This window comes from Pseudomonas sp. SLFW (assembly GCF_009905615.1).
GTDB lineage: Bacteria > Pseudomonadota > Gammaproteobacteria > Pseudomonadales > Pseudomonadaceae > Aquipseudomonas > Aquipseudomonas bambusae.
On the sequence record NZ_JAAAKW010000010.1, the window covers coordinates 220712 to 227217 of the forward strand.

5 protein-coding genes, 3 tRNA genes and 1 pseudogene are annotated in these 6506 nt (G+C 60.8%); 7 read left to right on the forward strand and 2 right to left on the reverse strand.

Features of this window, described 5'->3' with window-relative positions; translation table 11 throughout:
- Positions 1-9 precede the first annotated feature (9 nt).
- The 6 genes from GVN17_RS18975 to GVN17_RS19000 all read left to right on the forward strand — a co-directional run bounded on the left by GVN17_RS18975 (position 10) and on the right by GVN17_RS19000 (position 3874).
- Positions 10-774, forward strand: coding sequence for an SDR family oxidoreductase (locus GVN17_RS18975; protein ID WP_371928576.1), 765 nt, complete (start codon positions 10-12; stop codon positions 772-774).
- Positions 775-954: 180 nt separating this feature from the next.
- Positions 955-1030: transfer RNA gene (locus GVN17_RS18980), tRNA-Val, on the forward strand.
- A 66-nt stretch (positions 1031-1096) separates the two neighbouring features.
- Positions 1097-1173 (forward strand) — tRNA-Asp (locus GVN17_RS18985).
- Between the two features lie 155 nt (positions 1174-1328).
- A tRNA-Asp gene (locus GVN17_RS18990) sits at positions 1329-1405 on the forward strand.
- 133 nt (positions 1406-1538) lie between these two features.
- A complete protein-coding gene (locus GVN17_RS18995; protein ID WP_166596786.1) occupies positions 1539-2492 on the forward strand; it encodes an NAD-dependent epimerase/dehydratase family protein in 954 nt (317 codons plus the stop codon).
- A gap of 116 nt (positions 2493-2608) precedes the next feature.
- Positions 2609-3874, forward strand: coding sequence for a 3-phosphoshikimate 1-carboxyvinyltransferase (locus GVN17_RS19000; RefSeq protein ID WP_166596787.1), 1266 nt, complete (start codon positions 2609-2611; stop codon positions 3872-3874).
- Positions 3875-3905: 31 nt separating this feature from the next.
- Here the strand turns inward: GVN17_RS19000 and GVN17_RS19005 are convergent, their stop codons facing one another.
- Positions 3906-4781, reverse strand: a complete 876-nt coding sequence (locus GVN17_RS19005) for a Kdo hydroxylase family protein (protein WP_166596788.1) — start codon at positions 4779-4781, stop codon at positions 3906-3908.
- A gap of 375 nt (positions 4782-5156) precedes the next feature.
- Between GVN17_RS19005 and GVN17_RS19010 the strand changes: the two genes are divergently transcribed.
- The gene (locus GVN17_RS19010; RefSeq protein ID WP_166596789.1) at positions 5157-6002 is read left to right on the forward strand and encodes a DUF2242 domain-containing protein; all 846 of its coding nucleotides are present in this window, start codon (positions 5157-5159) and stop codon (positions 6000-6002) included.
- A gap of 279 nt (positions 6003-6281) precedes the next feature.
- Here GVN17_RS19010 and GVN17_RS19015 read toward each other — a convergent pair.
- A pseudogene (locus GVN17_RS19015) lies at positions 6282-6506 on the reverse strand (threonine ammonia-lyase, biosynthetic); the annotation flags it as partial.

Genomic DNA, 6506 nt, shown 5'->3' on the forward strand with positions numbered 1-6506 from the left:
GAGTTAGTGGTGGAAGCCGCCGGTGTGCACAACGGCCGCGTTGCCTTGGTGACAGGCGCCGCGCGGGGAATCGGGTTGGGCATCGCCGCCTGGCTGATCACTGAGGGTTGGCAGGTCGTGCTGACGGATGTCGATCGGCAGCGCGGCGACGCGGTGGCGGGTGTGCTGGGTGAAAACGCGTCGTTCATCGGCATGGATGTGTCCAGTGAAGATCAGGTCGCCAGTGGCGTCGCTGAAATACTGGGCATGTTTGGTCGCCTGGACGCGCTGGTCTGCAACGCGGCCGTGGCCGACCCTCGCAATACGGTGCTGGAAAGCCTCGATCTGGCCCACTGGAACCGTGTGCTGGCGGTGAACCTGACCGGCCCTATGCTGCTCGCCAAGCACTGTGCCCCGTATTTGCGTGCCCACGGTGGCAGCATCGTCAACCTCAGTTCAACGCGGGCGCGACAATCCGAGCCGGACACCGAGGCGTACGCCGCGAGCAAGGGCGGTCTGCTGGCGCTGACTCATGCGCTGGCGATGAGTCTTGGCCCACAGGTACGGGTCAATGCCGTGAGCCCCGGCTGGATCGACGCCCGTGACCCTTCCAGGCGCCGTGCCGAGCCGCTATCCGACGCCGATCACGCGCAGCATCCGGCGGGCAGGGTAGGGACGGTGGAAGACGTGGCCGCGACCGTGGCGTGGTTGTTGTCGAAGAACGCCGGTTTCGTGACCGGGCAGGAGTTTGTGGTCGACGGTGGCATGAGCAAGAAGATGATCTACGTTGAGTGAGGCAGCTGCGAGCTTCAAGCTGCAAGCCTCAAGTGAAAAGCGGACCTCAGCGTTCGCTTTTTTGCTTTTAACTTCCCGCTTGAAGCTTGCAGCTCAAAACTGCTTTTTAAAAAAAACTTCAATCAGGCTATTGACTTAGGTTCGGCACCTGCGTAAATTTCGCGGCCTCAGCGAAGCAAAGGGTGATTAGCTCAGCCGGGAGAGCATCTGCCTTACAAGCAGAGGGTCGGCGGTTCGATCCCGTCATCACCCACCATCGTTGAGAAGTTTTAAAGCACGCTGAAGGCTACTGAGATTCAGCAGGACGAAAGTCCACCACTGCGCAGCGGTAGTTCAGTCGGTTAGAATACCGGCCTGTCACGCCGGGGGTCGCGGGTTCGAGTCCCGTCCGCTGCGCCATATTTTCCAGATCAGACTTCCGAGTCTGGTTTGAGATTGAAAGCAAAGGCCTTCGATCAGTGTTATACGAAACACGTACACGAGACTTGTTTCGAAAGTGTTAAACAGACGAAAGTCTGTGAAAAGAGTTAAACAGATGAAAGTCTGTGCGACACGCAGCGGTAGTTCAGTCGGTTAGAATACCGGCCTGTCACGCCGGGGGTCGCGGGTTCGAGTCCCGTCCGCTGCGCCATACATAGCTTCAAGGCCCTTGAACTCCTTGAAGCGACAAAGAAAGCGACCTCAGGGTCGCTTTTTTTGTGCCTGCGAAAAGCAGCCCCTCATTTCAGCGCTTATCATCCCGCCCAGTCCATGGAGAGCGAATCATGCGGATTCTCGTCACAGGCGCCACCGGGTTCATTGGCACGCGGCTTTGCCAGGTGTTGATCGAACAAGGGCACAGGGTCATCGGACTGTCCCGTCGAGGCAATGGGACCGTTGCCGGTGTCGATCATCGTGCGAAGGATTTCATTGATACGCCTTCGCTGCAGGACTGCGTTGATGGCATGGACTGCATCGTGCACCTGGCGGGCAGGGCGCATGTGATGGACCCACGCAATGACGCGCCGGAGCTCTACCGGGAGGTCAATCACGAAGCCACTGTTCGGCTTGCACGGCTGGCTCTGGAAGCCGGGGTCAAACGTTTCGTCTTCGTCAGTACGATCCGGGTCAATGGCAATGCCTCCGAGCAGCAGCGTTTTACCGAAGCGTCGGCGCCGCAACCGGTGGTGGCCTATGACCGCTCCAAGCTCGATGCCGAGAACGGTTTGCGTGCGCTGCTCGACGGAACGCCCACGGAGTGGGTGATCATTCGCCCGCCGTTGGTTTACGGCGCTGAAGCGCTGGGCAATTTTCGAACCCTGCTCAAAGTGGTCGAAAAAGGCCTGCCCAGCCCGCTTGCGCAGGTGCGCAATGCCCGTAGCCTGATCTCCGTGGATAACCTCGCGAATCTGATCGCGCTCGCTATTCAGCATCCTGACGCCGCTGGCCAATTGTTCCTCGCCAGCGACGGCTCCGACGTGTCCACCCATCAGATCCTCGTCGCGCTGGCGCAGGGCATGCAAAAGCGGCTGTGGTCCATTCCCGTACCGCCCTCGCTCTTGGCGTTTCTGTTCAGGCTGATTGGCAAGGAAGACACCTACACGAAGCTGTGCGGTTCGCTGACGGTGGACTCCAGCAAAGCCCGCGATGTGTTGGGGTTTCGGCCCCACAACGACACCCTGGCCTCGCTGGCGCAGGTGGGGCGTGAGTACCGTGCCAACCGACAGAGCCCGCGCTAGCGGCTGACTTTTCCTGCAGCGCTCGTGGCATAGGGCTGCTGCAGATCACCACGATAAATGCCATGATTGGCGGCTTGTTTAAAGCGGCGCTGATTTCGAACTTGGAGAGCTGGACCATGGGCATGAACCAAACCATCACTGTGATTCCACCCGGTGTACCGTTGACGGGACATGTCGCGCCCCCCGGCTCCAAGTCGATTACCAACCGTGCGTTGCTGCTGGCGGCCTTGGCCAGGGGCACCAGCCACCTGCGCGGCGCGCTCAAGAGCGATGACACCCGGCACATGTCCAACGCGTTGCGGCAGATGGGCGTGACCATCGATGAGCCGGACGACACCAGCTTTGTGGTCACCAGCAGTGGCCGTCTGAACGTTCCTGACGCGGCTCTGTTTCTTGGGAACGCAGGCACCGCCGTGCGTTTCCTGACGGCCGCCGTCGCGACCGTCAACGGGGTCGTCACCCTTGATGGCGACCATTACATGCAGAAGCGTCCGATCGGCCCATTGCTGGAGTCGCTGCGCAAGGGCGGTCTGAGCGCCGAAAGCGCCACTGGGTGCCCACCGGTCGTGATCCATGGCACGGGCGCGATCAAGGCCACACGCTTCGAAATCGACGGCGGTTTGTCGAGCCAGTACGTGTCGGCCCTGTTGATGGTCGCGGCCTGCGGTGAGGCCCCTATTGAAGTGGCGCTGACCGGCAAGGAGATTGGCGCTCGTGGCTACATCGATCTGACCCTGGCCTGCATGCGCGCCTTCGGGGCTGAGGTCGAGGTGGTGGATGAAGCCCTGTGGCGCGTGTCGCCGACCGGCTACACCGCCTGCGATTACCACATTGAGCCAGACGCCTCGGCGGCGACTTACCTGTGGGCGGCCGAAGCGCTCACCAGCGGCAAGATCGATCTGGGTGTGGCGGCCGAGGCGTTCACTCAGCCAGACGCGAAAGCGATGGAAATGATTGCGCAGTTCCCGAACATGCAGCCGGTGATCAACGGCTCGCAGATGCAGGACGCGATCCCGACGCTGGCGGTATTGGCGGCGTTCAACAATACCCCCGTGCGTTTTGTCGATCTGGCCAATCTTCGGGTCAAGGAATGCGACCGCGTTCAGGCGCTGTATGACGGCCTCAACCAGGTACGTCCGGGGCTGGCGACGGTCGAAGGTGACGATCTGTTGGTGGCGTCCGATCCGGGTCTCGCGGGTACCAGCAGCACCGCGCTGATCAACACCCACTCCGACCACCGCATTGCCATGTGCTTTGCCTTGGCAGGGCTGAAAGTGTCCGGCGTGCGTATCCAGGACCCGGATTGCGTCGCAAAGACGTACCCGGGCTACTGGCGCGCGCTGGAGTTTCTCGGCGTGCGTCTGGAACACGGTGAGATCTGAGTCAGCGCTGAGGCGTTTCCCGGCTGGCGTATCAGGCCAGCCGTCGCTGCATCAACCCTTCCAGAATTCGGAGTGGGGCCTGGCTCGGGGTATGCATCGCGTCCACCGGCAGCATGAAGGTCTGCTCCAGCGCGAATTGCCCGGCCATGGCGGCATGAGAGACGTGGTCGGTAAAGACCATCCAGCTGCTGCCGGACGGGAACGAGACGTCCGTGTAGCCTGCACGTTGTTGATAAGCGGTGTCAGCCTTCATCCGGTCATGCAGTTGCAGCATGTAGTGGTCGTATTCGCTGCGGCGGGTTTTCGTGATGCCCAGGGTTTGCAAGACGCGGCTTGAGCCGGGCAGCGGCGCCTTGAGCGTCTTGAGGTAATGCCGGGCCACCGATTCGAACGGTTCGCCCACTCGCCAGTGTCTCGGGTGGTTGCCAGGGTCGACATTGCTGAACACCCGAAGAATGCGCTGCGTGCCGCAGGGTGATGAGGGAAAGTTATCCACATGCAGGCGCGAGTCGTCCTTGCGCCAGGACGTCTGGCGACCAACGATTTCCACGGGACGAAAGCTGGTACGTGCTTGCTTCAATTCGCCGGCATAGAGACCGAGCAGGTGAGAGGTGAGGTCTGCTGTAGCGCGGGCGAAACGGGCCATCATGGCCTGCAGCACGTGCCGTTCGGAGCCGATGCTGTCGGTGCCCTTGAGTTCGCCTTTGGCGGGCAAGAAACTGATGTTTTTGCTGCGGCCCAGCAGGGCTGATTGAAAGAGGGTGCGTTCTTTTTCTTCGAGGACGAATTCGAGTTGTGGCAGAAACACCACATCACCGGATTCAAGTGCGTCGATGATGCTTGCCTGGGTTTCAGCGTCCAGCCGGGGAGCCCAGTCCGACACGGCGAAGTTTACAACGTGCGACATAGTTCATGGTCCTCGGACGCCGCAGGGGCATGCCCTGTGCTCGACTGGCAAGTTATTACCAAATGTTACAAAGACAATATGCCGGGTTCGACGCTTTCGCAAATGGACCGTCTGGTGAGGGTTCTAGGGCGGGTAAAATCGGCCGTCGGTCGATTGTCCGGACCGTCCAGCGATTTTAATGTGTGGAGTAATGGCGTCTGCGATTTGCCCCATAGCGCCGTGCGATGGGGCCGGGACGTCTGGATTACCGGTGAAAACCCGGTATGTATCGACATCTGTGCAAACTCTGCGTTGATCCTGCGCGGTGCTTGTTGCAGACTTACCCGCGTTTTCTCCGGTCCACTGTTCTGTCGACCTTTTTCCCCGGGATGTTTGATGTCTAAATTACTGAGCTTTCGTACTGCATGCTGGGCGCTCGCCCTGCTGGCCGCCGCAGGCTGCTCGTCCAAGAAACAGGCCATTTACGAGCACGAAAACTTCGATGACGCCGGGACGTTCTCACGCACCTATCCCGTTTCCGATGCCGCCACCTGCGAAGCGGGCCGCCGCGCCCTGTTGAGTCAGGGGTACATCATTACCAGCAGTGATCCTAAGATGATTGCCGGTCACAAGAGCTTCCAGCAGACCGGCGAAACCCACATGGAAATCAGCTTCAACGTGGTCTGTGCCGCTGACGGTGGCGCCGATGGCAAGGCCACGATGTTCGCCAACGCCTTGCAAGACCGCTATGCGTTGAAAAAGGTGAACAACTCGGCGAGCCTGGGTGTGGGCGTGTTGGGTTCGGTGTCGATGCCGATTGGCTCGACCGATGATTCGATGGTCAAGGTCGCCAGTGAAACGGTGGCGTCTTCCAAGTTTTATGACCGCTTCTTTGGGTTGGTGGAAAATTTCCTGCCGCCTGAGGTGAAGAAAGCGGCGCACATCGAAGAAAAGCCCAAGACCGATCTGGGCATGCCAGAGCCTGCACCTGCCAAGGCGGCTGCGTTGACCGAGCAGAAACCGGCCGAAGCGCCCGCCACGGCCCCGGCTGCCACCCCTGCGCCATTGGCCACGCCAACGACGCAACCGGCAGCCGCCGCCGAGCAAAGCAGCGAGCCGATGCCTGCGCCTGCCGAGCCTGAGCCGGTGAAGGCTGAAGCCGTTGCGCCAGCAGAGCCAGCCCCGACGCCAGCCGCAGAAGCCGCGCCGACAACCGCGCCAGAGGCTACGCCAGCGCAGTGAGTGCCTGAGGCGGCCACCCCTCTGGTTCTGCCGAAGGCGGTTTCGTGCTTGGCATCAGTCCGCTTCTGCCGAAGGCGTAGGAGCTTGCTCGCGATCGGCTGCGCAGCAGTCGTAAACCCGGCTGACGCGGTATTTCAGACCCACCGTGTGTGCTGGATTTGCCATTGCTGCGCAATGGATCGCAGGCAAGGTGGAGCGCCACCCCGGCACTCCTACGCCCTTCGGGCAGAATCAAGAGGGTACGTCCATATCCGACACCCCCCGTTTCAGGCGATCCCATCAGCCGAGAAATAACCGATACGCCGGATTATTCGTCTCATCCCAATACGGATACCCAATCTCCGCCAGCGCCTTCGGCACCAGGTGCCTTTCATCCTCCGGCACCACCAGTCCCGCCACGACCCGACCATCCGCAGCCCCATGATTACGGTAGTGGAACATCGAAATATTCCACTTCCCGCCCAGCTTATTCAGAAAGTTGAACAACGCCCCCGGCCGTTCCGG

Excerpts from the sequence above, each read along its gene's own strand:
- GVN17_RS18995 (WP_166596786.1), top strand. The coding sequence starts at position 1,539 with ATGCGGATTCTCGTCACAGGCGCCACCGGGTTCATTGGCACGCGGCTT.
- GVN17_RS19000 (WP_166596787.1), top strand. The coding sequence starts at position 2,609 with ATGGGCATGAACCAAACCATCACTGTGATTCCACCCGGTGTACCGTTG.
- GVN17_RS19005 (WP_166596788.1), bottom strand. The coding sequence starts at position 4,781 with ATGTCGCACGTTGTAAACTTCGCCGTGTCGGACTGGGCTCCCCGGCTG.
- GVN17_RS19010 (WP_166596789.1), top strand. The coding sequence starts at position 5,157 with ATGTCTAAATTACTGAGCTTTCGTACTGCATGCTGGGCGCTCGCCCTG.